Origin of the sequence: Actinacidiphila cocklensis (assembly GCF_907177275.1) — a bacterium.
Classification (GTDB): Bacteria; Actinomycetota; Actinomycetes; order Streptomycetales; family Streptomycetaceae; genus Actinacidiphila; species Actinacidiphila cocklensis.
On the sequence record NZ_CAJSLV010000035.1, the window covers coordinates 1 to 25,018 of the forward strand.

General features: G+C 72.8%; 23 protein-coding genes. 6 read left to right on the plus strand and 17 right to left on the minus strand.

Features of this window, described 5'->3' with window-relative positions; all coding sequences use genetic code 11:
• From NFU81_RS04945 to rimP, 4 genes are all read right to left on the minus strand, one after another.
• On the minus strand, nt 1-332 hold a 332-nt coding region (locus NFU81_RS04945), incomplete at its 3' end, for a translation initiation factor IF-2 N-terminal domain-containing protein (RefSeq protein ID WP_251485351.1).
• 163 nt (nt 333-495) lie between these two features.
• Nucleotides 496-777: a YlxR family protein gene (locus tag NFU81_RS04950; RefSeq protein ID WP_251485354.1), complete on the minus strand. Its 282-nt coding sequence runs from the start codon at nt 775-777 to the stop codon at nt 496-498.
• Nucleotides 778-880: 103 nt separating this feature from the next.
• Nucleotides 881-1,912: a transcription termination factor NusA gene (nusA, locus tag NFU81_RS04955; protein ID WP_251485355.1), complete on the minus strand. Its 1,032-nt coding sequence runs from the start codon at nt 1,910-1,912 to the stop codon at nt 881-883.
• 2 nt (nt 1,913-1,914) lie between these two features.
• Nucleotides 1,915-2,496 (minus strand): ribosome maturation factor RimP, encoded by a 582-nt coding sequence (rimP, locus tag NFU81_RS04960; RefSeq protein ID WP_251485356.1) that lies wholly within the window; start codon nt 2,494-2,496, stop codon nt 1,915-1,917.
• 113 nt (nt 2,497-2,609) lie between these two features.
• Here rimP and NFU81_RS04965 point away from each other — a divergent pair, with 113 nt between their 5' ends.
• From NFU81_RS04965 to NFU81_RS04975, 3 genes are read left to right on the plus strand one after another with little or no spacing between them, the layout of a single operon-like run.
• Nucleotides 2,610-3,119, plus strand: a complete 510-nt coding sequence (locus NFU81_RS04965; protein WP_251485357.1) for a hypothetical protein — start codon at nt 2,610-2,612, stop codon at nt 3,117-3,119.
• Nucleotides 3,116-3,535, plus strand: coding sequence for a ferritin-like domain-containing protein (locus NFU81_RS04970; protein ID WP_251485358.1), 420 nt, complete (start codon nt 3,116-3,118; stop codon nt 3,533-3,535). Before NFU81_RS04965 ends, NFU81_RS04970 begins: the two co-directional genes overlap by 4 nt.
• A gap of 42 nt (nt 3,536-3,577) precedes the next feature.
• Nucleotides 3,578-4,528, plus strand: coding sequence for an aminoglycoside phosphotransferase family protein (locus tag NFU81_RS04975; RefSeq protein WP_251485359.1), 951 nt, complete (start codon nt 3,578-3,580; stop codon nt 4,526-4,528).
• Nucleotides 4,529-4,541: 13 nt separating this feature from the next.
• Here NFU81_RS04975 and NFU81_RS04980 read toward each other — a convergent pair whose 3' ends face one another.
• The 7 genes from NFU81_RS04980 to NFU81_RS05010 all read right to left on the minus strand — a co-directional run bounded on the left by NFU81_RS04980 (nt 4,542) and on the right by NFU81_RS05010 (nt 13,539).
• Entirely contained in the window at nt 4,542-5,075 is a 534-nt protein-coding gene (locus tag NFU81_RS04980) for a GNAT family N-acetyltransferase (RefSeq protein WP_251485362.1), read from the minus strand.
• An 82-nt stretch (nt 5,076-5,157) separates the two neighbouring features.
• Nucleotides 5,158-6,003 (minus strand): GNAT family N-acetyltransferase, encoded by an 846-nt coding sequence (locus NFU81_RS04985; protein ID WP_251485364.1) that lies wholly within the window; start codon nt 6,001-6,003, stop codon nt 5,158-5,160.
• 134 nt (nt 6,004-6,137) lie between these two features.
• Nucleotides 6,138-7,292 (minus strand): flavodoxin-dependent (E)-4-hydroxy-3-methylbut-2-enyl-diphosphate synthase, encoded by a 1,155-nt coding sequence (gene ispG / locus NFU81_RS04990; RefSeq protein WP_251485366.1) that lies wholly within the window; start codon nt 7,290-7,292, stop codon nt 6,138-6,140.
• Nucleotides 7,293-7,391: 99 nt separating this feature from the next.
• Nucleotides 7,392-8,708: a M50 family metallopeptidase gene (locus NFU81_RS04995; protein ID WP_251485368.1), complete on the minus strand. Its 1,317-nt coding sequence runs from the start codon at nt 8,706-8,708 to the stop codon at nt 7,392-7,394.
• A complete protein-coding gene (dxr, locus tag NFU81_RS05000) occupies nt 8,705-9,958 on the minus strand; it encodes a 1-deoxy-D-xylulose-5-phosphate reductoisomerase (RefSeq protein WP_251485370.1) in 1,254 nt (417 codons plus the stop codon). Before dxr ends, NFU81_RS04995 begins: the two co-directional genes overlap by 4 nt.
• A gap of 79 nt (nt 9,959-10,037) precedes the next feature.
• Nucleotides 10,038-11,960 (minus strand): acyl-CoA dehydrogenase family protein, encoded by a 1,923-nt coding sequence (locus NFU81_RS05005; protein ID WP_251485372.1) that lies wholly within the window; start codon nt 11,958-11,960, stop codon nt 10,038-10,040.
• Nucleotides 11,961-12,084: 124 nt separating this feature from the next.
• Nucleotides 12,085-13,539 (minus strand): aldehyde dehydrogenase family protein, encoded by a 1,455-nt coding sequence (locus NFU81_RS05010; RefSeq protein WP_251485374.1) that lies wholly within the window; start codon nt 13,537-13,539, stop codon nt 12,085-12,087.
• Nucleotides 13,540-13,744: 205 nt separating this feature from the next.
• Between NFU81_RS05010 and NFU81_RS05015 the strand changes: the two genes are divergently transcribed.
• On the plus strand, nt 13,745-14,164 hold the full coding sequence (locus tag NFU81_RS05015) for a CU044_2847 family protein (RefSeq protein ID WP_251485375.1): 420 nt from the start codon (nt 13,745-13,747) through the stop codon (nt 14,162-14,164).
• A gap of 21 nt (nt 14,165-14,185) precedes the next feature.
• Here NFU81_RS05015 and NFU81_RS05020 read toward each other — a convergent pair whose 3' ends face one another.
• Together NFU81_RS05020 and NFU81_RS05025 are read right to left on the minus strand one after the other, a co-directional pair.
• Nucleotides 14,186-15,739: a PucR family transcriptional regulator gene (locus NFU81_RS05020; RefSeq protein ID WP_251485378.1), complete on the minus strand. Its 1,554-nt coding sequence runs from the start codon at nt 15,737-15,739 to the stop codon at nt 14,186-14,188.
• Between the two features lie 88 nt (nt 15,740-15,827).
• Entirely contained in the window at nt 15,828-17,972 is a 2,145-nt protein-coding gene (locus NFU81_RS05025) for a type IV secretory system conjugative DNA transfer family protein (RefSeq protein WP_251485674.1), read from the minus strand.
• Between the two features lie 254 nt (nt 17,973-18,226).
• Here NFU81_RS05025 and gabT point away from each other — a divergent pair, with 254 nt between their 5' ends.
• Both gabT and NFU81_RS05035 read left to right on the plus strand, forming a co-directional pair.
• Nucleotides 18,227-19,558: a 4-aminobutyrate--2-oxoglutarate transaminase gene (gabT, locus tag NFU81_RS05030; RefSeq protein ID WP_251485381.1), complete on the plus strand. Its 1,332-nt coding sequence runs from the start codon at nt 18,227-18,229 to the stop codon at nt 19,556-19,558.
• Nucleotides 19,559-19,949: 391 nt separating this feature from the next.
• Nucleotides 19,950-20,630, plus strand: a complete 681-nt coding sequence (locus NFU81_RS05035) for a phosphatase PAP2 family protein (protein WP_251485383.1) — start codon at nt 19,950-19,952, stop codon at nt 20,628-20,630.
• Here the strand turns inward: NFU81_RS05035 and NFU81_RS05040 are convergent.
• The 4 genes from NFU81_RS05040 to NFU81_RS05055 all read right to left on the minus strand — a co-directional run bounded on the left by NFU81_RS05040 (nt 20,574) and on the right by NFU81_RS05055 (nt 25,015).
• Nucleotides 20,574-22,106, minus strand: a complete 1,533-nt coding sequence (locus tag NFU81_RS05040; RefSeq protein WP_251485385.1) for a CoA-acylating methylmalonate-semialdehyde dehydrogenase — start codon at nt 22,104-22,106, stop codon at nt 20,574-20,576. The two genes, NFU81_RS05035 and NFU81_RS05040, sit on opposite strands and share 57 nt — an antisense overlap.
• Nucleotides 22,107-22,198: 92 nt before the next feature.
• Entirely contained in the window at nt 22,199-22,648 is a 450-nt protein-coding gene (locus NFU81_RS05045; protein ID WP_251485387.1) for a hypothetical protein, read from the minus strand.
• 138 nt (nt 22,649-22,786) lie between these two features.
• Nucleotides 22,787-24,184 (minus strand): NAD(P)/FAD-dependent oxidoreductase, encoded by a 1,398-nt coding sequence (locus NFU81_RS05050; RefSeq protein WP_251485389.1) that lies wholly within the window; start codon nt 24,182-24,184, stop codon nt 22,787-22,789.
• A 39-nt stretch (nt 24,185-24,223) separates the two neighbouring features.
• A complete protein-coding gene (locus tag NFU81_RS05055; RefSeq protein ID WP_251485675.1) occupies nt 24,224-25,015 on the minus strand; it encodes an ABC transporter permease in 792 nt (263 codons plus the stop codon).
• Nucleotides 25,016-25,018: the final 3 nt, after the last annotated feature.

Consider the following 25,018-nt stretch of genomic DNA (forward strand, 5'->3'; position numbering starts at 1 on the left):
GAGCCGGTGCTCGGCGCGGCGGGGGCCGCGGGGGTGACGGGGCCGCCGGCCGCCGGCTTGGGCGCCGGGGCAGCGGGACGGGCCGGCGCACCCGGGGTGGGGGCCGGCTTGGCGGGGACGCTCTTACGGGGTGCCCCGGGCTTCGCAGCGGACTTGCCTGCGCTGCCGTTGCCCGGTCCCTGGAATGCGTCGGTCAACTTGCGGACTACCGGCGCCTCGATCGTCGAGGATGCCGAACGGACGAACTCGCCGAGTTCTTGGAGCTTGGCCATGACGACCTTGCTCTCGACTCCCATCTCTTTGGCGAGTTCGTAGACCCGGACCTTAGCCACTTCGCTCCTTTTAGGTCCGGGGTGATCGTCCGCCGGACCGTCGCTACTTCATGGGCGTACTCATCGCGTACTCATCGAGTGCTCATCGCAATCTCGACCTACTTCCATCTCGCGAGGTACCTGATCGCACGGGATGACCCGTGCCGTACGTCTTCTTGCCTTCTTACGGTGTCGCCTGCTGCTCGACAAACCGGCGCAGCTCCGCGGTATCGGGCGCCACCGGGCCTCGGAAGGCCCGGCCGAACGCCCGGCGGCGGACCGCCAGGTCGAGGCAGGCAAGGGCGGGATGCAGATATGCACCCCGACCGGGCAGCGTACCGCGATGATCGGGAACGCAGGCGTCCCCGATCATCACCACACGCAGCAGTTCGTTCTTGGCCGCTCGCTGACGGCAGCCCACGCACGTACGCTCAGGGCATGCTGGCGACAGCGTCCGACCAGACACTCTTCAGTCTACCTCCCCGCGCGGACCTCACTCCTTCGAGTGTGCCGACGCACGGTTGTTCGTTTCATGTCAGCCGGGGATTCGGCCACACGTGGGTGGGGTTTCAGCCTTCCGGACGCGCCTGCACCGGTGACCCGGGGCCGGCGGGGGGCTGCTCGGCGCCTTCGGTGTCGGGGCGGATGTCGATCCGCCACCCGGTGAGGCGGGCGGCGAGCCGGGCGTTCTGCCCTTCCTTGCCGATGGCCAGTGACAGCTGGTAGTCGGGCACGGTGACCCGTGCCGAGCGGGCGCCGGCGTCCACCACCTCGACGCCGGACACCCGGGCGGGCGACAGCGCGTTCGCCACCATCTCGGCCGGGTCGTCCGACCAGTCCACGATGTCGATCTTCTCGCCGTGCAGCTCCGCCATGACCGCCCGCACCCGGGCGCCCATCGGCCCGATGCAGGCGCCCTTGGCGTTCAGCCCCGAGCGCGCCGACCTGACCGCGATCTTGGTGCGGTGGCCGGCTTCGCGGGCGATCGCCTCGATGACGACCGAGCCGTCGGCGATCTCCGGCACTTCGAGCGCGAAGAGCTTCCTGACCAGGTTGGGGTGGGTGCGCGACAGCGTCACCGACGGGCCGCGCACGCCCTTGGCGACGCGTACGACGTAGGTGCGCAGCCGGATGCCGTGCTTGTACTCCTCGCCGGGGACCTGCTCCTGCACCGGCAGGATGGCCTCCAGCTTGCCGATGTCGACCAGCACGTTCTTGGGGTCCTTGCCCTGCTGGACGACGCCGGTCACGATGTCGCCCTCACGGCCGGCGTACTCCCCGAAGGTGACGTCGTCCTCGGCGTCGCGCAGCCGTTGCAGGATCACCTGCTTGGCGGTCGACGCGGCGATCCGCCCGAAGCCGGACGGGGTGTCGTCGAACTCGCGCGGCTCGGCGCCCTCGGCGACCTCGTCGGGGTCCTCGGTCGCCCACACCGTGACGTGCCCGCTGGTGCGGTCCAGCTCCACCCTCGCCCGCCGGTGGCTGCCCGGCTCGCGGTGGTACGCGATCAGCAGTGCCGACTCGATGGCCTCGACCAGCAGGTCGAAGGAGATCTGCCGCTCCTGCACCAGGCCCCGCAGGGCCTTCATGTCGATGTCCACGGCTACGCCTCCTGCGTGCTCTCGTCGATGTCGCTGCCGCCGTCGATGTCGCTGCCGTCGCCGTCGTCGCCGTCGTCCAGGCCGTCGCCGAGGTCGTCCGGTTCACCGGCCTTGCGGTTGAACTCGACCTCGACCCGGGCCTTCGCGATCTCCGCGAAGTCCGCGCGGGCGGGCTTGGGCTTGCGGCCCTTGACGCCCGGCACCTCCAGGTCGAGACCCGTCTCGTCCACCGCCATGATCCGTGCGATCAGCTCGCCGCGCTCCTTGAGCGACAGCTTGACCAGCCGTCCGGCGTTCCGCCGGAAGTGGCGGGGCTCGGTCAGCGGCCGGTCGGTGCCCGGCGAGGTGACCTCCAGGACGTACTCCGCCTCGCCCATCACGTCCGAGTCGTCCAGCGCCTGGGATACCGCCCGGCTCAGGGCCGCCACGGCGTCCAGCTCCACCCCGTCCTCGGCGTCCACCACGACCAGCAGCTGGCGCCGCCGGCCCGACGCGGTCAGCGTGACCTCCTCCAGGTCGAGACCGGCCTCGCCGGCAAGCGGCTCAAGCAGCGCGCGCAGCCTCTCGCTTGGGGTGGTGCTCATCCGGGTGACTCCTCGGCCGCGTGTGCTGTTGTGATGGAAGGTCGTGTGTAAGGGCAAGGCTACCCGAGCCGGGGCAGCGCACCGCGCCACACGGGCACCCGTACACTCCCCCCATGATCCCGGAGGCGGCCGCTCGGCTGAGCAGGCGGAGTGTGGTGGCGGCGGCCGTCGTGGCGGTCGGCGCCGGGTGCGGCAAGGACGCTGACGGACCGTCGGGCGGGCAGGTGGGCAAGGCGCCCGCGGTACTGCCCGGGGTCGCGGAACAGGCAGCGGCGGTGCACGACAGCACCGAGCTGATCGGGCGTTACGACGCCGCCGCGGCCGCACACCCCTCGCTCGCCGCCCGGCTGCGGCCGCTGCGCGCCGAGGTCGTACGCCACGTCGAGGCCTTCGGCGGCAAGGCGCCGGCCCGGTCACCGGCGCCCGCGGCGGCAGCAGGCGGCACCCCCGCCCAGGCGCTGGCGGCCCTGGCCGCCGCCGAGCGGGCGCTGGCCGACCGCAGGGCCGCCGCGGTGCTGGCGGTGCCCGGCGAGCTGGCCCGGCTGATGGCCTCGGTAGCGGCGGCCGGTGCGGGCCACGCGGCACTGCTCGGCACCCCGGCCGGCGGGAAGGACGGACGATGAACGCGGTCATCAACGCGGTTCAGGCGGCGCTGGCCGCCGAGCACGCCGCGGTGTACGGCTACGGCGTGGTCGGCGGCCACTTGACCGGCTCCCGCCGGACCGAGGCCCTGCAGGCCTACGACGCCCACCGCGCGCGCCGCGACAGCCTGATGCGTACGGTCGCCGACCTCGGCGCCGCCCCGGTGACCGCGGCGGCCGGCTACGAGCTGCCCTTCCCGGTCGCCGACGCGGCCGCGGCGGTACGGCTGGCCGCCCATGTCGAGGAGGGAGTGGCGGGCGCGTACGGCGACATGGTCCGCGGCACGGTCGGCGACCTGCGCCGGGACGCGGCGAGCGCGTTGCGCGACGCGGCGGTGCGGGCCGTGCGATGGCGCGGCGGCAGCGTAGCCTTCCCGGGTCTGGCGGAACGCGGCTGAGCGCTGCCGCCAGGCCCAACCGCATGGAGGGCAGGGCACAGGATGGGTTCAGCAGCGCACCACGGGCGGCCCGCCGCCGCGGACCTCGAACCGCCCGAGCGGCTGGTCCGCACGGTCACCGCGTGGGAGGGCGACGCGGGCCGGGAGTGGCTGGCGCGGCTGCCCGGCCTGGTGGCGGACCGCCTCGACCGCTGGGGGCTGACCGTGGAGCGGGTCGTCGCGGCCGGCGGCCAGATCAGCATGATCCTGCTGGTCCGCGACGAGGACGGCGAGCCGGCGGTGCTCAAGGTCGGCATGGTCAACCGGGAGACCGAGCAGGAGCACGCGGCGCTCGCGCACTGGGCCGGGCGCGGCGCCGTACGCCTGCTGCGGGCCGAGCCCGCCGAGGGCACGATGCTCCTCGAACGCCTGCGGGCGGACGTCTCGCTGCGCTCGCTGGCCGAGCCCAAGGCGCTGCTGGAGGCCGAGGGTGTGCTGCAGCGGCTGTGGGTGCCGCCTGCCGAGGGGCACCCGTTCCGCTCGGTCGCCGCGGCCACCGGTGAGCTGGCCGCGCTGCTGCGGGAGCGGCGCGCGGCGCCCTACGCGGCGGACGCCGCCCCGATGATCGACGAGGCGCTCGCGGCCCAGGCCGAGCTGGCCGGCTCGGCGGACGCGGTGGAGACCGTGCTGCTGCACGGCGACTACCACCAGGGAAACGTTCTGGCGGGCGAGCGGGTGCCGTGGCTGGCGATCGACCCCAAGCCGCTCGTCGGGGAGCGGGCGTTCGACCTGGCCTGGCTGGCCAGGGACCGGCTCTCCACGCTGGCGGCGCAGCCCGGTTCGCGGGCCACCGCCAGGCGGCGGGTCGCGAAGCTCGCCGACGCGCTGGAGGTGGACGCGGGGCGGCTGCGCGGCTGGTCGGTCTTCCGCGCGGTGGAGGCGGGCGTCTGGTACCTGTCCGTCGGCGGCCGGGAGGACGGCGAGCTGCTGCTGGAGTTCGCCGGCTGGCTGTAGCGGCCGCCTCAGGTCAGCGCAGCAGCGGCAACGGGGCGCCCATCACCGCGTACGGCCTGGCGGCGCTGGGGAAGTGGACCGGGCGGGCCAGGTCGCGGTAGCCCAGGGCGTGGTAGAGCCGCCGGGCGGGGGTGTCGCCGTCGATCGCGGACAGGATGCTGCGCGGCTCGGCGGCGGTGTCGGTGATCGAGGTGATCAGCGCGCGGCCGATGCCGCGGCCCTGGAAGTCGGGCAGCACGTGCAACTCGGTGATGACGAAGGAGTCGTCGAGCCACTCGTCGTTGCCCTCCCGGCGCAGATAGGGCTGTACGACGCTGGACCACCAGTGCGTACGGTCGTTGGGCAGCCCGTAGACGAACCCGACCAGCCGGCCCCGCCCCGTTCGCGCCTCCAGCGCCCGCGCCCCGTCACAGGCCAGGTGCCGCAGGACGATCTGCCGCCGGATCGCCACCTCGTCGGGGCCGAGGCCGAAGGCGACCGCCTGCACGGCGAGCGCCTCGTCGACATGCGCGGCAAGATCGCCCGGCCCGATGACCACGTTCTCCATGGGCCGCGACACTACTGCCTATTGAGCCTCGCTCGCCTCCGGGCGCTTTCCGTCCGGAGGCGGGCGAGGCTGAAAGAAGCAGCTAGAAAAGAACGCTCATGAAGGCGCCGACCTCCGTGAAGCCGACCCGGTGGTAGGCGGCGCGGGCCGGGGTGTTGAAGTCGTTGACGTAGAGGCTGACCACCGGCGCGATGTCGCGCAGCGCGTAGTGCAGGACCGCGGCCATGCCGGATTCGGACAGCCGGCGGCCGCGGTGGGAGGGGGCCACCCAGACGCCCTGGATCTGGCAGGAGTGGCGGGTGACGGCGCCGATCTCCGCCTTGAAGACCACCTCGCCGTCCTCGATACGGGCGAACGCCCGCCCGGTGGAGACCAGTTCCGCGACCCGGGCCTGGTAGAGCAGGCCGCCGTCGCCGGCCAGCGGAGACACGCCGACCTCCTCGGTGAACATCGCCACGCACGCCGGCATGATCACCTCCATCTCGTCCTTGCGCACCCGGCGTACCAGGGGGTCCGGCGCGATGTCGGCGGGAAGGGCGCGGGTGGCCATCAGCGGCTGGCGGCGGCGGACCTCGCGGGCCGGCCCCCAGTGCGGTTCGAGCCGTGACCACAGCTCGGCTGTGGCCTCCGCGGGGCCGACGATGGACGAGCAGCGGCGCCCAGACCTGCGGGCCCGCTCGGCGAACGAGGCGACCGCCTCCGAAGTGGCGCAGATCGGTACGAGGTTGGCGCCGGCGTAGCAGAGCGAGGTGAGCTTGCCCGCCGCGTACCATCCCCACATCTCGCCGCCGAGCCGCCACGGGTCGAGCCCGGCGACGTTGACCCGCGAGGTGACGAAAGCGTTGGCGACCGGGTCGCTGTTCAGGACGGCCAGCGCCGCGTCCAGGTCACCGGGTTCCAGGACGCGGGCAGTCGAGTGGGTCAGCACGTGGACGCCTCACCGTCTTCGCCTTCTGGTCCGCTCGTGCAGGCGGGGGATGGTCTGCGCACTTTACCTCGCACGGGCGAGCCGAGCCCCGCGCCGGTGCCTCCCGGTCGCGGGGCGGACCGGTTTCGAGCCGGTCAGGAGACGCTCACCTGGGGCTCGCCGGAGGTCACTCCGGCGTCTTCCATCTGCTCCGCGAGCTTCATGGCCTCTTCGATCAGCGTCTCGACGATCTTCGACTCGGGGACGGTCTTGATGACCTCGCCCTTGACGAAGATCTGGCCCTTGCCGTTGCCGGAGGCGACGCCTAGGTCGGCCTCGCGGGCCTCGCCGGGGCCGTTGACGACGCAGCCCATCACGGCGACCCGCAGCGGCACCTCCATGCCCTCCAGGCCGGCGCTGACCTGGTCGGCGAGCTTGTAGACGTCGACCTGGGCGCGGCCGCAGGACGGGCAGGAGACGATCTCCAGGCGGCGCTGCCGCAGGTTCAGCGACTCCAGGATCTGGATGCCGACCTTGACCTCCTCGGCCGGCGGCGCGGACAGCGAGACCCTGATGGTGTCGCCGATGCCCTCGGACAGCAGCGCGCCGAAGGCGACCGCGGACTTGATGGTGCCCTGGAAGGCGGGACCCGCCTCGGTCACGCCGAGGTGCAGCGGGTAGTCGCACTTCTGGGCGAGCAGCCGGTAGGCGGCGACCATGACGACCGGGTCGTTGTGCTTGACGGAGATCTTGATGTCGCGGAAGCCGTGCTCCTCGAACAGCGACGCCTCCCACAGCGCGGATTCGGCCAGCGCCTCGGGGGTGGCCTTGCCGTACTTCTCCAGCAGGCGGCGGTCCAGCGAGCCGGCGTTGACACCGATCCTGATCGGCACGCGGGCGTCGGAGGCGGCCTTGGCGATCTCCCGGACCTTGTCGTCGAACTGCTTGATGTTGCCGGGGTTGACCCGAACCGCCGCGCAGCCGGCGTCGATCGCGGCGAAGACGTATTTCGGCTGGAAATGGATGTCGGCGATGACCGGGATCTGCGACTTCCTGGCAATCGTGGAGAGCGCGTCGGCGTCGTCCTGGGTCGGGCAGGCGACCCGGACGATCTGGCATCCGGAGGCGGTCAGCTCGGCGATCTGCTGGAGGGTGGCACCGATGTCGGAGGTTCGCGTGGTGGTCATGGACTGGACGGACACCGGCGCGTCGCCACCCACGGCGACGCTTCCCACCTGGATCTGACGGCTTTTGCGGCGTTCGGCGAGTTTGATCGGAACGTCCGGCATACCGAGCGAAATCGCGGTCATCTGCGTGGCTTCCCCAAGGTGTGACACTAGTCCCGGCGTGGGCGGGCTCCGCTTCGAGGTTACGGCACCCGCCCCGCGGCTCTCACTCGGCTCAGGGCATTACGAGCTCAGTTTGACCGGGTTCACCACATCCGCGATCAGCACCAGCAAGGTGAAGGACACGAAGATTCCGGCCACGATGTAGGCGACGGGCATGAGCTTGGCCACGTCGAAGGGACCGGGGTCGGGCCGGCGGAAGACCCGGGCGGTGTGCCGCCGCAGCGACTCCCACAGCGCGCCGGCCACGTGGCCGCCGTCCAGCGGCAGCAGCGGCAGCATGTTGAACAGGAACAGCGACAGGTTGAAGCCCGCGACGAGCATCACCATGGTGGCGATCCGGTCGATGGCCGGTTCCTTGAGCGAGAAGACCTCGCCGCCGACCCGGGCGGCGCCGACCACGCCCATCGGGGAGTCCGCCTTGCGCGGGGCGCCGTCGAAGGTGGCCCGCCACAGGTCGGGGATGCGCTGCGGCAGCCGCAGCAGCGAGTCCATGCCCTGCTTGGCCATGTCGCCCATGTGGCTCACCGAACTGGTGAAGCCCTGTGGCTGGATGTGGCTGGCCGGGCTGAAGCCCAGGAAGCCGGCGGTCACGGTGCCGTCCTGGACGTTGCCGTCGCTGTCGGTCTTCGCCACGACGTTCTTGGTGATCACCGGGTGCAGGGTGACCTGCTTGCCGGCCCGCTCCACGACGATGGTGGCGGGACCCACGCCGGTCCTGATGTCCTTGGACAGGTCGGCCCAGCCGTCGACCGGCCGGCCGTTGAACGACACGAACTTGTCACCGGGCTGGAAACCGGCGGTCTTGGCGGGGGCGACCGGGTCGCTGGGCAGGCAGGGGTTGTCCGGGCTGCGCTTGGCGGTGTCGGCCTGCGAGATCACGCAGTCGCTGACCGAGCTGACGACGGTGGTCTGCTCGGCGATGCCGATGCCCATGAAGACCGACAGGGCCAGCGCGAAGGCCAGGATCAGGTTCATGAACGGCCCGGCGAACATCACGATGACGCGTTTCCACGGCTTGCGCGTGTAGAACAGCCGCGTCTCGTCGCCCGGCTGCAGCTCCTCGTAGGCGGCGGAGCGGGCGTCCTCGATCATGCTGCGCCACGGCGAGGTGGAGCGGGCGGTGATCCGGCCGTCCTCGCCGGGCGGGAACATGCCGATCATGCGGATGTAGCCGCCGAGCGGGATGGCCTTGAAGCCGTACTCGGTCTCGCCCTTCTTGCGGGACCAGACGGTGGGGCCGAACCCCACCATGTACTGCGGCACGCGGATCTTGAACAGCTTGGCCGTGGAGAGGTGGCCCAGCTCGTGCCAGGCGATGGAGACCATCAGGCCCACGGCGAACACCACTATGCCGAGGACCGTCATGAGAGCGGTCATACGCCTGTTGCCTCCGATGCCCGGGCCAGTTCCACGGCCCGGGCGCGTGCCCAGGCCTCCGCTTCGAGGACGTTCTCGACCGTCAGGGAAGTTCCCGGCTCGGGTGTGCCGTGTTCCTCGACGACCTTCGCGACGGTGTCCACGATCCCGGTGAACGCCAGCCGGCCGGCGAGGAAGGCGTCGACGCACTCCTCGTTGGCGGCGTTGAACACCGCGGGTGCGGTGCCCCCGAGGCTACCCACATGGCGGGCCAGCGCGACCGACGGGAAGGCGTCCTCGTCCAGCGGGAAGAACTCCCACGTGGACGCCTTCGACCAGTCGAAGGCCGGCGCGGCGTCCGGCACCCGGTCCGGCCAGCCCAGACCGAGCGCGATCGGCATCCGCATGTCGGGCGGGCTGGCCTGCGCAATTGTGGAGCCGTCGACGAACTCCACCATGGAGTGGATGTACGACTGGGGGTGCACGACGACCTCGATACGGTCGAAGGGCACGTCGTACAGCAGGTGCGCCTCGATCACCTCAAGGCCCTTGTTGACCAGCGTCGCGGAGTTGACGGTGATGACGGGACCCATGTCCCAGGTGGGGTGGGCGAGCGCGTCGGCCGGGGTGACGGCGGCCAGCTCCGCCCTGCTGCGGCCGCGGAAGGGGCCGCCGGAGGCGGTGACGAGCAGCTTGCGCACCTCCTGGCGGCGGCCGCCCAGCATCGCCTGGAAGAGCGCGGAGTGCTCGGAGTCGACGGGCACGATCTGGCCGGGCTTCGCGAGGGCCTTGACCAGCGGGCCGCCGACGATCAGCGACTCCTTGTTGGCCAGGATCAGCACCCGGTCGGCACGCAGCGCGGCCAGCGTGGGCCGCAGGCCGATGGAGCCGGTGATGCCGTTGAGTACGGAGTGGCATTCCAGGGACGCGGCCTCGGTGGCGGCGCCGGGTCCCGCGATGATCTCGGGCAACTCGGCTCCGGGGCCGTACAGCTCGGCCAGCACCTCGCGCAGCGGGCCGACCGCCGCCTCGTCGGCAACGGCCACCGTCCGGACGCGCAGCTGGTGCGCCTGCTCTGCCAGCAGCCTGACCCGGCTGCCGGCGGCGGAGATCGCGGTGACGCGGAAGCGGTCCGGGTTGCGGACGACCACGTCGATGGCCTGGGTACCGATCGATCCGGTGGAGCCGAGGATCACGATGTCGCGGGGGCCGTTCGCCGGTTCGCCGGCGATGTGCGGGCGGTAGTGCGGGTCTGCGAGAGCATCCGTCATGGGGCCATTGTGTCGTGCGGAAGCTGTGCGCCGTCCACTGCCCCGCACAGGCGGGGACGGCGCACAGCCGCGGCCGGGCTCAGTGCACGGGCCGGTGCACGTTGGCGGTCTGCGACGGTCCGGGCTCGGCCGGAGCGATCCACGGGCCTTCCCTGCTGGGGTCGACGATGCCCGCTTCGAGCCACTCGTTGTCGCCCTTCAGCACCGCCCTGGTCAGGGCCCGGTCGGAGCTGTCGGTGTTGGTCCACAGCCGGGCGAACAGCTCGTCGGTACGCACCCGCGCCTGCTTGCAGAAGGTGTCGGCGAGCTGCCGCGCCTGCAGGCCGTGGTCGCCGTCCGCCGCGAGGTGCTGGGCGCGCACGCAGGCGGCGCTCATCGCGAACAGCTCGGCACCGATGTCCACGATGCGGGCGAGGAAGTTCTGCTTGGTCTCCATCCGGCCCTGCCAGCGCGACATGGCGTAGAAGGTGCAGCGGGCGAGCTTGCGGGCGCTGCGTTCGACGTAGCGCAGGTGGGTGGCCAGGCCGTCGAACTCGGCGTAGGAGTTCGGCAGCTGCCCGGGTCCCGCGACGAGTTTGGGCAGCCACTTGGCGTAGAAGCCGCCGGCCTTGGCGCCGGCCCTGGCCTTGTCACCGAGGGTGGCATCGGGGTCGATGAGGTCGCCGGCGACCGACAGGTGGGCGTCGACGGCCTCCCGGGCGATCAGCAGGTGCATGATCTCGGTGGAGCCCTCGAAGATCCGGTTGATCCGCAGGTCGCGCAGCATCTGCTCGGCGGGTACGGCCCGCTCGCCGCGGGCGGCGAGCGAATCGGCGGTCTCGAAGCCGCGGCCGCCGCGGATCTGCACCAGCTCGTCGGCGATCAGGCAGGCCGCCTCGGAGCCGTAGAGCTTGGCGAGCGCGGCCTCGATCCTGATGTCGTTGCGCTCCTCGTCGGCCATCTGCGAGGACAGGTCGAGCACCGCCTCGAGGGCGAAGGTGGTGGCGGCGATGTAGGCGATCTTGGAGCCGACGGCCTCGTGCTCGGCGATCGGCCTGCCCCACTGCTCGCGGGCCGCGGACCACTGCCTGGCGACCTTCAGGCACCACTTGGCGGCGCCGACGCAGCCCGCGGGCAGCGAGAGCCGCCCGGTGTTGAGGGTGGTCAGCGCGATCTTGAGTCCCGCGCCCTCGGGGCCGATGCGGTTCGCGGCCGGGACCCGCACCTGGTGGAAGCGGGTGACGCCGTTCTCGATGCCGCGCAGGCCCATGAAGGCGTTGCGGTGCTCGACGGTGATGCCCTCCGCGGCCGCCTCGACGACGAAGGCGGTGATGCCGCCCTTGTGGCCCTCGGAGGCGGGCACCCGGGCCATCACGACCAGCAGGTCGGCGACGACGCCGTTGGTGGTCCACAGCTTCACGCCGTCCAGCACGTAGTCGTCGCCGTCGGGGACCGCGGCGGTGGCGAGCCTGGCGGGGTCGGAGCCGACGTCGGGCTCGGTGAGCAGGAAGGCGCTGATGTCGGTGCTGGCGCAGCGCGGCAGGAACGCCTCCTTCTGCTCCTTGGTGCCGAACATCTTCACCGGCTGGGGTACGCCGATCGACTGGTGCGCGGACAGCAGGGCGCCGACCGCGGGGCTCGCGGAGCCGACCAGGGCGAGGGCCTTGTTGTAGTACACCTGGGTGAGGCCGAGCCCGCCGTAGGCGGGGTCGATCTTCATCCCGAGGGCGCCCAGCTCCTTCAGGCCCACGATCGTCTCGTCGGGAATGCGCGCCTCGCGGTCGATCCTGGCGCCGTCGACCGAGGTCTCGCAGAACTCCCGCAGCCGGCCGAGGAACTCCTCGCCCTTGGCGACGGCGTCGGGCGACGGCGTGGGGTACGGGTTGATCAGGTCGAGGCGGAAGCGGCCGAGGAAGAGCTCCTTGGCGAAGCTCGGCCTGTGCCAGTCCCGCTCGCGGGCGGCCTCGGCCACCTGACGTGCTTCGCGTTCTGAGACCTGGCGTGTTGCGGCGGGTGCGGACACGGTTGCGTCACCTCCGGGTAGCCGGTTACCGACCGGTGCTACCTGTCCGTACTACCCGATTTCCGCCGACCCCACCAGACGAGGCGTCAGCGCTCGGGACATTGCCGCGGCCTGCGGTGGCAGGTCACAGGTCCAGGCCGGTGAGCACCAGAACCCTTTCGTAGGTGTAGTCGTCCATCGCGTACTTCACGCCCTCGCGCCCGGAGCCGGAGTCCTTGACGCCGCCGTAGGGCATCTGGTCGGCGCGGTAGGAGGGGGCGTCGCCGATGACGACTCCGCCGACCTCCAGGTCGCGGTGGGCGCGGAAGGCCAGCTGCAGGTCGTGGGTGAAGACGCCGGCCTGCAGGCCGAAGCGGGAGTCGTTGACGGCCGCGAAGGCTTCCTCCGCGCCGTTGACCCGATGCAGTGACAGGACGGGGCCGAAGGCCTCCTCGGTGGCGAGCACCGCGTCGGCGGGAAGTTCGGCGAGGACGGTCGGGGCGTAGCTCGCCCCGTCGCGGGTCCCGCCGGCCAGCAGCTTGGCGCCCTTGGCGACGGCGTCGTCCACCCAGTTCCCGACGCGTACTGCCGCGGCTTCGTTCACCAGCGGCCCGACGTCGGTGGCCTCGTCGGCCGGGTCGCCGGTGGCCTGCTCGCGGACCTTGGCCACGATGCGCTCGGCGAGGGCGTCGTATATCGCCGCGTCGGCGATGACCCGCTGCACGGAGATGCAGGACTGGCCGCCCTGGTAGTTGGCGAAGGTCGCGATCCTGGCCGCCGCCCAGTCCAGGTCCGCGTCCGAGGACCAGTCGGCGAGCACCACGGCCGCCGCGTTGCCGCCCAGCTCCAGGGTGACGTGCTTGCGCGGCACCGAGTCGGCGATGGCGTGGCCCACGGTGTCGGAGCCGGTGAAGGAGATCACCGGCAGCCGCGGGTCCTGCACCAGTGCGGGCATCCGGTCGTTGGGCACCGGAAGGACGCTCCAGGCGCCGGCTGGCAGGCCCTGGGTCTCGGCCAGGATCTCGCCGAGCAGCAGCGCGGACAGCGGGGTCGCGGGCGCGGGCTTGAGGATGATCGGCACCCCGACGGCGAGGGCCGGGGCGACCTTGTGCGCCACCAGGTTCAGCGGGAAGTTGAAGGGCGCGATGCCGAGCACGGGGCCGCGTCCGAAGCGCCGGGTCAGCGCGAGCCGGCCCACGCCGCCCGGGTCGGTGTCCAGCCGCTGCGCCTCGCCGGAGTTGAAGCGGCGGGCCTCCTCCGCGGCCCAGCGGAAGACCGACACCGCACGGCCGACCTCGGCCCGCGACCATTTCAGCGGCTTGCCGTTCTCCGCGGTGATGAGCCGGGCGATCTCCTCGGCCCGCTCGCCCAGCCGCTTGGAGACGTGGTCGAGCGCCGCGGCCCGCACGTGTGCGGGCGTCGCAGAGAACTCCGCCTGCGCCGCGGCCGCCGCCGCGACCGCCTCCTCGACCTGGGCGTCGTCCGGCACGCTGACCCGGCCGACCGGGGCGCCGTCCCAGGGGCTCGTCACGTCGAAGGCGTCCGTGCCGGTGGCCTGGCGGCCTGCCAGCCAGAACGGGTACGGGGCTGCGGTCGTCACGGTTCTTCCGCCCTTCTGTCGCGGCTGTCGCTGCCTGCAACGGTAGGCGCGGGCGGCGGCCGGCCACGTTGTCCACCGCGGAGTAGGCGTACGCCCGCGCGCTACGGAATGGCCAGCGCCGCCGGCGGGCCGCGTGCGCCGGAACCCGCCCCGGCGGGCCTCCGGCGGCTCTATCCTGGCGCCCCGGCACGGGAGGGGACGGGCAATGGCGCAGACGGTCACGATCGAACTGGACGACGGCTCGACAGTGGAGGCGGAGATCGTCGGCGAGGTGCCCTTCCAGCACCCCGACGAGAACAGCGAATACGACGACGTGGGCGTGCGCTCCCGGGCCGCCGCGATGGGCTCCGCGGTCACCCTGACCCTGGAAGGGGTGCGCGACACCGTGCGCAGCGTCGGCCGCTGGGCCGCGCAGACCATCACCGAGGGCGGCGCCGCCGGCTCCCCCGACGCCTTCGAGGTGGAGTTCGGCCTCAAACTCGCCGTGAAGTCGGGGCAGCTGCTCGGCGTCATCGCCGAGGCCGGTACGGAGGCGGGCCTGACCGTACGGCTGTCCTGGGACCTCGCGGCCCGTAGGGCGGCCACCGCTGCTTCCGGCGGTACGGGGGCGGCGCCGACGCCGTGACCCGCGGCCCTGCGGCGGGCGTCAGGACGAGCCGGTCTCGGCCTCGGTCTTGAGCGCCAGCCACAGCTCCATGCGCACGTCGGGGTCGTCGAGGGAGCGGCCGAGGATCTCCTCGACCCGCCGCATCCGGTACCGCAGGGTGTGCCGGTGCACCCCCAGGTCGGCGGCCGCCGCGTCCCACTGGCCGTGGTGCGAGAGCCAGGCGTGCAGCGAGGCGACCAGGTCGCCGCGCGAGGTGGCGTCGTGTTCCCGCAGCGGCCGCAGCAGGCCCTCGGCGAAGGCCCGTACGGCGTCGTCGGCGAGCAGCGGCAGCACCGAGCCCGCGCCGACCTCGCCGTGCTCGACCAGGTTGCGGCCCCTGCGGACCGCGACGGCGAGCGCCCGCTCGGCCTGCCGGTGCGCCTCGGGCACCTCCTCGGGCGGCACGGCCGCCGACAGCCCCGCGGCGAGCGCGTCCTCGGCCTCGGCGAGGTCGGCCGCGGCGGCCAGCGAGGTGGCGTCCTGCGCGGCCAGCACGACCAGCCGATCGCCCTCGTGGACGGCCAGCAGCGGGTCGCCGGAGCGTGCGGCGGCCGAGTCGACCCGCTCGGCCAGCTGGGCCAGCGCCTCGGGGCCGCGCTGGGCGTCGGAGGGCTCCGCGATCAGCACCCGCACCGGGTGGTCGAGCAGGCCGCGGTAGAGGGTGCCCGCGACGCTGCGGGCATGGCCCGCCTCACCGGCGAGCAGCATCCGCAGCAGCGCCGCGGCCAGCCGGGTGTGCGCGTCCTGGAGGGTGCGGGACTGTTCGAGGGACAGCGTCAGCAGGGCCACCGCGGCGTGCACGACGTAGCGCGCCGAGGTGTCGAGGCGTTCCTCGGTGCCGACCGCGAGGTAGCCGCGGGGGCGGCGCCCGGTGCCGAGCGACTGGATCTCGACCCGGTCCTCGCTGCCCGCGGGACCCGCGACGGCGGCGCCGGCCGGCCCCTGGATGTCCCGCAGCCGGTCGATCTCGCCGGCCAGCCGGGAGGCGCGGCGGCCCGCCCAGTCGGGAGCGGCCGCCACCACCGCGCCCGAGGCGTCGTAGAGCGCGGCCCAGCCGTCGAGGTGGGCGGCCAGCCGGGCCAGCAGCGCGGCGGTGCCGTCGGGGGCGAGGGCCGCCCTGGTCAGCTCGCGCTGGGCGTCGAAGCCCGCGGTCACCGCCTTGTAGCGGTCGGCGGCGAGCGCCGCGGAGACGGTCTTGCTGATCGCGATGAAGGGCGTCCTGCGCGGCACTTCGAGCAGCGGCAGCCCGGCCCGCTCCGCCGCCGCCACCAGGGCCGCGGGCACCGTGTCGTGGCCGACCCCGACGCCGAAGCCGAGCCCGACGACCTTGGCCGCGGTCAGCCGCCGCACGTAGCCGCGCATCGCCTCCGGGTCGCCGACCTCCAGCTTCAGCCCGGTGGTCAGCAGCAGTTCGCCGCCCTCCAGATACGGACCCGGGTCGTCCAGCTCGCTGGTGTGCACCCAGCGGACCTCCGAGTCCAGCCGGTCCTTGCCGGCGAGGGCGGTCAGCTTGAGCGCCGAGTGCTGCACGAGGGACGCGAGGGTGAGCGGCATACGGACCAGATACCGGCAATCGCTGGAGACTTGGCCGACCGGGAGTGGTCGCCCCTTCAATTGTGCCGCACCGTACAGCCCGGCCCTCTCACCCCCGCAGATCCAGCAGGACCGGCGGCGCGTGCTCCCCCGCGGTCGCCGTCAACGACAGCACGGCGTGCCCGGTCGGCACCGCGTGCGCCAGGTCCGAGGCGGACCAGCGCTCCCGCTCCACCTCCCTGACCGTCACCGACTCGGTGGTGACCGCCTCACCGGTGAAGAGCTTCCGCACCCCGCGGCTCAGCCGCCGGGGCAGGCCGCCGGACTGGTCGGGGGTCCTGGTGACGTCCCTGGTCTCCACCCAGGTGGTTCCCCACGCCTCGGCGAAACGCCTCCCGTCCCAGGTGGTGACCCCGGACATCGCCATCCGGCAGCCCATCGCGCCGAGCAGCGCGGTCCGCAGGTCCTCCGGCACGTCGTCCAGGGTCCGCAGGGCCATCACCACCCCGGCGTTCGCCGAGCGCAGCCGGGCGAAGCCGCGTACCGACTCAGGAGTGACCGCGTGCGAGGCGTCGTCCAGCACCAGGCAGGCGAACAGCGAGCGGTCCCGGCGCGCGACGGCCGCCGCGGTGAACTGCGCGAGCACCAGCCGGACCAGGACCCTGGCGGCCTCGGCGTGGCCGTGCCTGGGCAGGTCGACGCGGACCCGCACCGGGTGTTCGAGCGCGCGCATGGAGAAGGGCCGGGTGCGGCCCGTGACGTCGAAGAAGCCGGCGAAGGCCGGCCGGTCGAACAGCGCGACCCGGTCGGCGAGCAGCGGGCCGATGTCGCCGCGCTGGCCGGTCTGCCGTTCGCGGGCGTTCAGCTCCCTGACCATTCCCGGAGCTCCCGCCGCATCCAGCGCCTCCCGCAGCGCGGCGAAGGCGTGCGGGGTGCCGTCGAGCAGTTCGCGCAGCTCCGAGACCGCCGGGAAGCGGCCGCGGGCGGCGGCGAAGGGACCGAGGATCTGGCCGAGGGCGGTCGCCGCCCTGCGGACGTCGGCGCTGCCGCCGCCGTGCTCGTCGACCAGCGCTTCCGCGAGCGTCGCCGCGGCCGCGTCGGGGTCGTCGGTGCCGTAGAGGTCCAGGTCGTAGCGGGACGCCGGGTCGGTGAGCGAGATGACCACGTCGTAGGCGTCTGCGGGGCCGAGGTCAGCCCCTGCCACGCCGACCACCACGACGGCCGCCTGCCCTGCCAGCGCCTGCAGGCACAGCGACTCGGCGACCGGCCGCACCACCTGCCGGGTCTTGCCCGAGCCGGACGGCCCGACCACCACGAGCCCGGTGCCCAGCAGCGTCGGGTCCAGTGCGATGCCCGACCCGCGGTGCTGGTACGGGTTGCGGTCGTCCTCGACGCCGCGGCCGATCCGCACCTGCCGGGCCAGCAGGTCGTGCGGCGCAGCGCGGTGCGGCAGGTCCCGGGTGCCCGACGGGTGCCCGCAGGCCGCTCCGCCCTCGCGCAGCACCCCGTCGGTGAAGGCGTCGAGCCGGCCGGGGTCGGCCACCGCGTCGTGCCACGCGCGGCGGATGCGGATGTAGTCGACGTCGTTCATCCGGCCGGTGCGCACCTCCGCGGCGAGGCGGTCGGCGAGGGCGTGCCGCTGCGCCGCCCGCAGCTCGGGCCATTCGACCGGGTCGGGCAGGCCGGCCGCGGCGGCCGGGGCGCCGGCCTCGTCGGGTTCGTCGACGAGCCTGCGCAGCGCCGGCGTCACGAAGCGCCGCCAGACCTGGCCCCAGTTGCCGACCCTGGCGCAGACCCAGGCGAGCGCGAGAGTGCACAGCCAGGCCCAGATACGGGTGACGACGTTGAACGCGTTGGTGTCTCCGCCGGCTCCGCTGCGCCAGTGGTCGGGCGTGACCCATATCGCCGGCCAGATCCAGAAGTCGAAGTAGCCGTCACGGAAGATCGACCAGACCAGCATCCCGACCAGCATGCTGAGCAGTGCTCCGCCGAGCAGCCGCCTGGAGGGCAGCCGCCTGGGGTCCGGCTTCGGGCGCGGAGTGTGCCCGAAGCCGTAGATGCCGGGGGCGTCCGCCGTGCGGGCGGTGCGCAGCCAGATCTCCAGGGCCGAGGCGGGCGGCGCCTTGACGGGCATCGGCGGCGGCGCCGCGGGCCGTGGCACCGGGCTGCCGGGCCTGGGCGGTACGGACGGCCGCGTGGGCGGGCCTGCGCCCGGCCGCCCGTGGCCGTAGCTCTGCGTGCCCTCGTAATCCATGGCATCCATGGCGCGTCTGCCCCTCGTCGCCGCCGATGCGCACAATGTAGTCGAGCCGCTACACCCAAAGAAAGGATCTTGGCCGCCCACGGGACACCGGCCCCGGGCCGCCGAAGGACAGTGCACTGGCCGATCCGGCGAAGACTCGCCGGGCAGTGCGACCCTTCGGCGTATGCGGGGGCGGCCGGCGGCGGCCTAGCCTCGGGGAGCGTCCGGATGGAGCAGGGTCGAGGAATTCGAGGAGAATGCCCGTCATGAGCGAATTGCCGCAGGAGCGCAGGCTGGTCACCGCCGTGCCGGGGCCGAAGTCGCAGGAGTTGTCGGCCAGGAAGTCCGCGGCGGTCGCGGACGGAGTGGGCGTCACCCTGCCGGTGTACGTGCGGCGGGCCGGCGGCGGGATCGTCGAGGACGTCGACGGGAACCGGCTGATCGACTTCGGCTCGGGCATCGCGGTCACCTCGGTGGGCAACAGCGCGCCCGCGGTGGTGCGCAAGGCCACCGAGCAGCTGGCCGACTTCACCCACACCTGCTTCATGATCACCCCCTACGAGGGCTACGTGGAGGTCGCCGAGCAGCTCAACGCGCTGACCCCCGGCGACCACGCCAAGAAGACCGCGCTGTTCAACTCCGGCGCCGAGGCGGTGGAGAACGCGGTGAAGATCGCCCGCTCCTACACCAAGCGCCCCGCGGTGGTGGTCTTCGACCACGGCTACCACGGCAGGACCAACCTGACGATGGCGCTGACGGCGAAGAACATGCCGTACAAGGAGGGCTTCGGCCCCTTCGCGCCCGAGGTCTACCGGGTGCCGCTGGCGTACGGGTACCGGTGGCTGACCGGTCCCGAGCACGCGGCGGAGGAGGCCGCGGCGCAGGCGATCGACATGATCACCAAGCAGATCGGCGCGCAGCACGTCGCCGCGATCGTGATCGAGCCGATCGCGGGCGAGGGCGGCTTCATCGAGCCGGCCAAGGGCTTCCTGCCGCGCATGGCGCAGTTCGCCAGGGACAACGGGATCGTCTTCGTCGCCGACGAGATCCAGACCGGGTTCTGCAGGACCGGGCAGTGGTTCGCGTGCGAGGACGAGGGCGTGGTGCCCGACCTGATCACCACCGCCAAGGGCATCGCGGGCGGGCTGCCGCTGGCCGCGGTCACCGGACGGGCCGAGATCATGGACGCGGCCCACGCGGGCGGCCTGGGCGGCACCTACGGCGGCAACCCGGTGGCGTGCGCGGCGGCACTGGGCGCGATCGAGACGATGAAGGCGCTGAACCTGCCCGCGCGGGCGCGGCGGATCGACGAGGTCATGACGCCCAGGCTGCGCGCGCTGCAGGAGAAGTACCCGGTGATCGGCGAGGTCCGCGGTCGCGGCGCGATGATCGCGGTGGAACTGGTGCGGCCGGGCACCAAGGAGCCGGACGCGGCCCTGACGGCCGCGGTGGCCAAGGCGTGTCATGCAAACGGCCTTGTGGTGCTCACCTGTGGGACGTATGGCAACGTGCTTCGCTTTCTGCCGCCGCTCGTCATCGGGGAGGATCTGCTCAACGAGGGTCTCGACATCATCGAGGAGGCCTTCGCCGGGGTGTGAGCGGCGACAGGAGGCGGGGGTCGTGAAGAACGTGTGGGGGCCTGATGGCGGACGGGTGATCGGGCGCCTGCCGGCGGGCGCGGTGACGTACGGTTTCACCGGAACACCCCGCTCGCGGTCGACTCCTCAGGGGCCGGCGACGAGTGACAACGTGCCGATGATTCCCCATCACCGGCACGGCAGTGCCCTCGCGCACGAAACCGCCGGGTCCGATGGTGGCCCCGGTACACCTCGCCGATCGGTCCGCCGTTCGTCCCACACCCCCCGGGACGGGCGGTACGGCGATCGTCATGGCCGCCCCGGAACTATCCCCCCTGTTCCGGGGCGGCGTTCTGCTGCCTGGGCGCTGGGCGCCCTCACCGCGGTCTTCTTCGCCGGCGTCGCCCTCTTCGTGCTGCTCACCTGGCAGGTCTCGGCCGGCGGGCCGCTGGTGGACCGGGACTGGTCGGTGCTGGGCTGGTTCCAGCGCGCCTCGGCGGCGCATCCGGCGCTGAACGGCCCGGCGCAGACGCTGTCCGACGTCGGCAATGTGCAGGTGGCGGTGCCGCTGCTGCTGGCCGCGGTGGTGTACGCCGCTCTCCGTGGCAGGGCAGCAAGGCGTCCGCTGTGGTGGCTGCCGCCGCTGGCGGCCGCCGCGGCCATGGCGGCGGTGCCGCTGGTGGTGGGCGGGGTGAAGTCGGCGGTGGGCAGGCCCGCGCCCGGCAAGGTGCATCTGGGGCCGAACGGCTACGCGGGGTTCTTCCCCTCGGGGCACACGGCGACCTCGGCGGTCGCGATCGGCGCGGCGGCCCTCCTGGTGCTGCCCCTCGTGCCGGGTCCCGCGGTACGCAGGTCGCTGGCCGCGATGGCCGTGCTGCTGGCCGCCGCGGTGGGGGCGGCCCTGGTCTGGCACGGCTACCACTGGCCGCTGGACGTGCTGGCCAGCTGGTGCCTTGCCGCGGCGCTGCTGGCCGCGGTGGCGGCGGCGGGGGTGGCGGCCGCTGCGGCAGGGCCGCGTCACCCCGCCGCCGGCGGGTCAGCTGTGGGTGGGGAAGCCGAGGTTGATACCGCCGCTGGGGGTCTCCCCACGTGACGCAGGGGAAGGATCCAGCCAGCGCTGGGTGACGGCCTTGCCGCGGGTGAAGAACCGGACGCCGTCCTCGCCGTAGGCGTGCGTGTCGCCGAAGAGCGAGGACTTCCAGCCGCCGAAGGAGTAGTAGGCGACGGGCACCGGGATGGGCACGTTGATGCCGACCATGCCGACCTCGACCTCGTGCTGGAAGCGGCGGGCTGCGCCGCCGTCGTTGGTGAACAGCGCGGTGCCGTTGCCGTAGGGGTTGGCGTTGATCAGGGCCAGCCCGTCGTCGTAGGACGGCACGCGCACCACGGAGAGCACCGGGCCGAAGATCTCGTCGTCGTAGACGGACATGCCGGGCCGCACCTGGTCGAAGAGCGTCGGGCCGAGCCAGAAGCCGCTGTCGGCGGCGCCGGCGGACAGCGGGTGCTTGCGGCCGTCGACGGCCAGTTCCGCGCCGTCGGCGACGCCCGCGTCCAGGTAGGAGCTGACCTTGTCGCGGTGCACGCCGGTGACCAGCGGACCCATCTGGGAATCGGGGGCGCTGCCGGGACCCACCGTGAGGCCGGCGATGCGCTGCTTGATCCGCTCGACCAGGTCGTCGCCGATCGGGTCCACGGCGACCAGGACGGAGACCGCCATGCAGCGCTCCCCCGCGGCGCCGAATCCGGCGTTCACGGCGGCGTCCGCGGCCAGGTCGAGGTCGGCGTCGGGCAGGACCAGCATGTGGTTCTTGGCGCCGCCGAGCGCCTGGACGCGCTTGCCGTGGCGGGTGGCCGTCTCGTAGACGTAGCGGGCGATCGGGGTGGAGCCGACGAAGGAGACCGCCTTGATGTCGGGGTGTTCGAGCAGCCGGTCGACAGCGGGCTTGTCGCCGTGGACGACGTTGAAGACGCCGTCGGGCAGCCCGGCCTCATGCCACAGCGCGGCCAGGAAGTTGGCAGCGGAGGGGTCCTTCTCGGACGGTTTGACGACCACGGTGTTGCCCGCGGCGATGGCGAGCGGGAAGAACCACATCGGGACCATCGCCGGGAAGTTGAACGGTGAGATCACCGCGACGGGACCGAGCGGCTGGCGGAGGGTGTAGACGTCGATGCCGCTCGACGCCTGCTCGGTGAAGCCGCCCTTGAGCAGCTGCGGGATGCCGCAGGCGTACTCCACGACCTCGATGCCGCGGGCGATCTCGCCGAGGGCGTCGGAGTGCACCTTGCCGTGCTCGGAGACGATGATCGCGGCCAGGTCCTCGCGGCGGGCGTTGAGCAGTTCACGGAAGGCGAAGAGCACCGAGGTGCGCTTGGCGACCGACGCGTGCCGCCACTGGCCGAAGGCGTCGAGTGCGGCGCCGACCGCCTGGTCGACGACGTCGGCCGCGGCGAGGTCGACCTGTCCGCTCACCTGACCGGTGGCGGGGTCGTAGACGTCGCCGCGGCGCTCCGCGGTACCGGTCCAGGGGCGGCCGGCGATCCAGTGGGTGATGTGTTGGGGACTCGTCACGGGTTGACCTTCCGTTGTCGTACTCGTCAGTTTCACCACGCCGGGCGCCCGGCGACAAGCACCACGCTGCCGGTGGCCGGTGGCCGGAGGCGCTAGCCACCGGCCAGTTGCGCCGCCGCCTCGTGCATCGCCAGTTCCAGCACCGCCGGGTCGGTGAGGTGCCCTGTGCCGTCCGGCGGGACGAGCCAGCGCACCCCGCCGGTGGGGCGGCCGGGGTAGGGCACCACGATCCAGGTGCCGCGGCCCACGGCCCGTACGCCGGTGCCCAGCCAGCGGGCCGCGGTGCCGGGCGGCACGAAGAAGCCGATCCGCGCGTCGCCGAAGTCGGCGAGCACCGGACCGGGCAGGTCCACCAGCCGGGTGAGGACGTCGAGGGTCGGATAGCCGAGCGCGCTGCCGAGGATCAGGACGTCCCACTTCCGGCCGGCGGGCAGCAGCGCCACCCCGAGCGGGTTGCCCTCCCACTCCCGGGCGACGGCGTCCGGGTCGTGCGCCACCGATGCCAGCCATTCGACCGCGCTCTTCCCTCCGGCACCGCCCATGCCGGGCCTCCTTCTGCTCAGTGACCACTACCGCCACGGGAGAGAGGGGCCAGGGGGGACGCTATTACGCGGGTTTCACTACCCGTTTGCAGTGAGACGGCTCACACGGCCGGGGCTCGCACGCGCTCCGGCGGCGCATCAGCTGTCGAAGCCGAGCCCGGCCCGGTCCATGGTGCGCAGCCACAGATTGCGCCGCCCCTGCGAGCGGTCGGCGCGGGCGAGCGACCACTTGGTCAGGCCGATCCCGGCGGAGGCCAGGGGCTCGGGCGGGAAGGGCAGCGGCTTCCTGCTCACCATCTCCAGCCGGGTGCGCTCGGTGGCGGCGCCGTCCAGCAGGTCGAGCACCACCTCGGCGCCGAAGCGGCTGGCGCCCACCCCGAGCCCGGTGTAGCCGGCCGCGTAGCCGACCCGGCCGGAGAAGGCGGTGCCGAAGAAGGCGGAGAAGCGGGTGCAGGTGTCGATGGCGCCGCCCCAGGCGTGGCTGAAGGCCAGGCCTTCGAGCTGCGGGAAGCAGGTGAAGAAGTGCTGGGCCAGGGTGCGGTACGTCTGCGGGCGGTGGTCGTATTCGGCGCTCATTCTGCCGCCGCGGGGATATACCGCGTCGTAGCCGCCCCACAGGATGCGCTGGTCGGCGGTGAGCCGGAAGTAGTGGAAGCGGTTGGCGCTGTCGCCGAGGCCCTGTCGCCCGCGCCAGCCGATCGCCCGGCGCTGGTCGGCGGTGAGCGGCCGGGTGACCAGGGCGTAGTCGTAGACCGGGACGGTGTAGGGGCGGACCCTGCGGATGAGCGAGGGGAAGGCGTTGGTGCCGAGTGCGACCCGGTGGGCCAGCACGCGGCCGTAGGGGGTACGTACGGCCATGCCGGCGCGGTGCCGGACGACGGCGGTGGCGGGGGTGCGTTCGTAGATCCGTACGCCGGCCTCCTCGGCGGCCCGCTGGAGGCCCCAGACCAGGCGTGCGGGGTTGACCATCGCGACCCCGCGCCGGTCGTACAGGCCGCCGTGGAAGGTGGGCGAGTCGACCTCGGCGCGGACCTGGTCGCGGTCGAGCAGTTCGACGTCGACACCGTTTTCCACGGCAATTGCCGCGGCTTCGCGAAGCTCGGCATATTGGTACGGCTCGGTGGCCACGTCGATCTCACCGGTGCGCTCGAAGTCGCAGTCGATGCCGTAACGGGCGACCGCTTCCTCGATGGCGTCGAGGTTGCGCTCGCCGAGCGACTGGAGCGTGGGGAATTCCCCCGGCCAGCGGGCCAGGCCGTTCATGGCGCCGTGGGTGAGGCTGGCGGCGCAGAAGCCGCCGTTGCGCCCCGAGGCGGCCCAGCCGACCCTGGCCCCCTCGACGAGCACCACGTCGCGGTCCGGGTCGCGCTCCTTGGCCAGCAGCGCCGTCCACAGCCCCGTGTAGCCGCCGCCGACCACCAGCAGGTCGCAGTCCTCCTCGCCGGTCAGCGCGGCCCGCGCGGCCGGCCTGGCGGGGTCCTCCAGCCAGTACGGCGTCTGCTCGGCGTCGGCGAGCGAGCGGGCGGCCGGGTCCATGCGTCCTCCGAGGGAATGTACGGGCGATGCGGCGGACGGTCAGCTGCGCGCCCCCCTGCGGCGGCCGCCGACCAGTTGCCCGGCCACCACAAGCAGCACCGCGACCACGAACATCGCCGTGCCGATCACGTTGACCTGCACCGGTGTGCCCCGCTGCGCGGATCCCCAGACGAACATCGGGAAGGTCACGGTGCTGCCGGCGTTGAAGCTGGTGATGATGTAGTCGTCGAAGGACAGCGCGAAGGACAGCAGCGCGCCCGCCGCGATACCGGGCGCCGCCAGTGGCAGGGTGATCCGCAGGAACGTCTGCGCGGGGGTGGCGTAGAGGTCCTGGGCGGCCTGTTCCAGCCGCGGGTCCATGCTCATGATGCGGGCCTTGACGGCGACGACCACGAAGCTCAGGCAGAACATGATGTGCGCGATCAGGATCGTCCAGAAGCCGAAGCGGATGCGCATGTTGAGGAAGAGGGTGCCGAGCGAGGCGCCCATCACCACCTCGGGCATCGCCATCGGCAGGAAGATCAGCATGTTGGTGGCCGCCCTGCCGCGGAAGCGGTAGCGGGCCAGCGCGAAGGCGGTCATGGTGCCGAGCACGGTCGCGCCGATGGTGGCGTAGACCGCGAGCCGCAGGCTCAGGGTGAGCGAACCGCACATGTCGGCGACGCCGCAGGGGTGCTGCCACGCGTCGGTGGAGAAGTGGTTCCAGGTGTAGTTGTAGCGGCCCTTGGGCTTGTTGAAGGAGAAGGCCAGCACCACCAGGTTGGGCAGGATGAGGTAACCGAGCGCGAGGACTCCCGCGATCACCACCACGTTCCTGCGCAGCCAGCGCATCGG

Bases quoted from the DNA above. Each gene is read 5' to 3' on its own strand.
- rimP (WP_251485356.1), bottom strand. From the start codon at position 2,496: ATGAGCACCACCCCAAGCGAGAGGCTGCGCGCGCTGCTTGAGCCGCTT.
- NFU81_RS04965 (WP_251485357.1), top strand. From the start codon at position 2,610: ATGATCCCGGAGGCGGCCGCTCGGCTGAGCAGGCGGAGTGTGGTGGCG.
- NFU81_RS04970 (WP_251485358.1), top strand. From the start codon at position 3,116: ATGAACGCGGTCATCAACGCGGTTCAGGCGGCGCTGGCCGCCGAGCAC.
- NFU81_RS04975 (WP_251485359.1), top strand. From the start codon at position 3,578: ATGGGTTCAGCAGCGCACCACGGGCGGCCCGCCGCCGCGGACCTCGAA.
- NFU81_RS04980 (WP_251485362.1), bottom strand. From the start codon at position 5,075: ATGGAGAACGTGGTCATCGGGCCGGGCGATCTTGCCGCGCATGTCGAC.
- ispG (WP_251485366.1), bottom strand. From the start codon at position 7,292: ATGACCGCGATTTCGCTCGGTATGCCGGACGTTCCGATCAAACTCGCC.
- NFU81_RS04995 (WP_251485368.1), bottom strand. From the start codon at position 8,708: ATGACCGCTCTCATGACGGTCCTCGGCATAGTGGTGTTCGCCGTGGGC.
- dxr (WP_251485370.1), bottom strand. From the start codon at position 9,958: ATGACGGATGCTCTCGCAGACCCGCACTACCGCCCGCACATCGCCGGC.
- NFU81_RS05015 (WP_251485375.1), top strand. From the start codon at position 13,745: ATGGCGCAGACGGTCACGATCGAACTGGACGACGGCTCGACAGTGGAG.
- NFU81_RS05020 (WP_251485378.1), bottom strand. From the start codon at position 15,739: ATGCCGCTCACCCTCGCGTCCCTCGTGCAGCACTCGGCGCTCAAGCTG.
- NFU81_RS05025 (WP_251485674.1), bottom strand. From the start codon at position 17,972: ATGGATTACGAGGGCACGCAGAGCTACGGCCACGGGCGGCCGGGCGCA.
- gabT (WP_251485381.1), top strand. From the start codon at position 18,227: ATGAGCGAATTGCCGCAGGAGCGCAGGCTGGTCACCGCCGTGCCGGGG.
- NFU81_RS05045 (WP_251485387.1), bottom strand. From the start codon at position 22,648: ATGGGCGGTGCCGGAGGGAAGAGCGCGGTCGAATGGCTGGCATCGGTG.
- NFU81_RS05050 (WP_251485389.1), bottom strand. From the start codon at position 24,184: ATGGACCCGGCCGCCCGCTCGCTCGCCGACGCCGAGCAGACGCCGTAC.
- NFU81_RS05055 (WP_251485675.1), bottom strand. From the start codon at position 25,015: ATGCGCTGGCTGCGCAGGAACGTGGTGGTGATCGCGGGAGTCCTCGCG.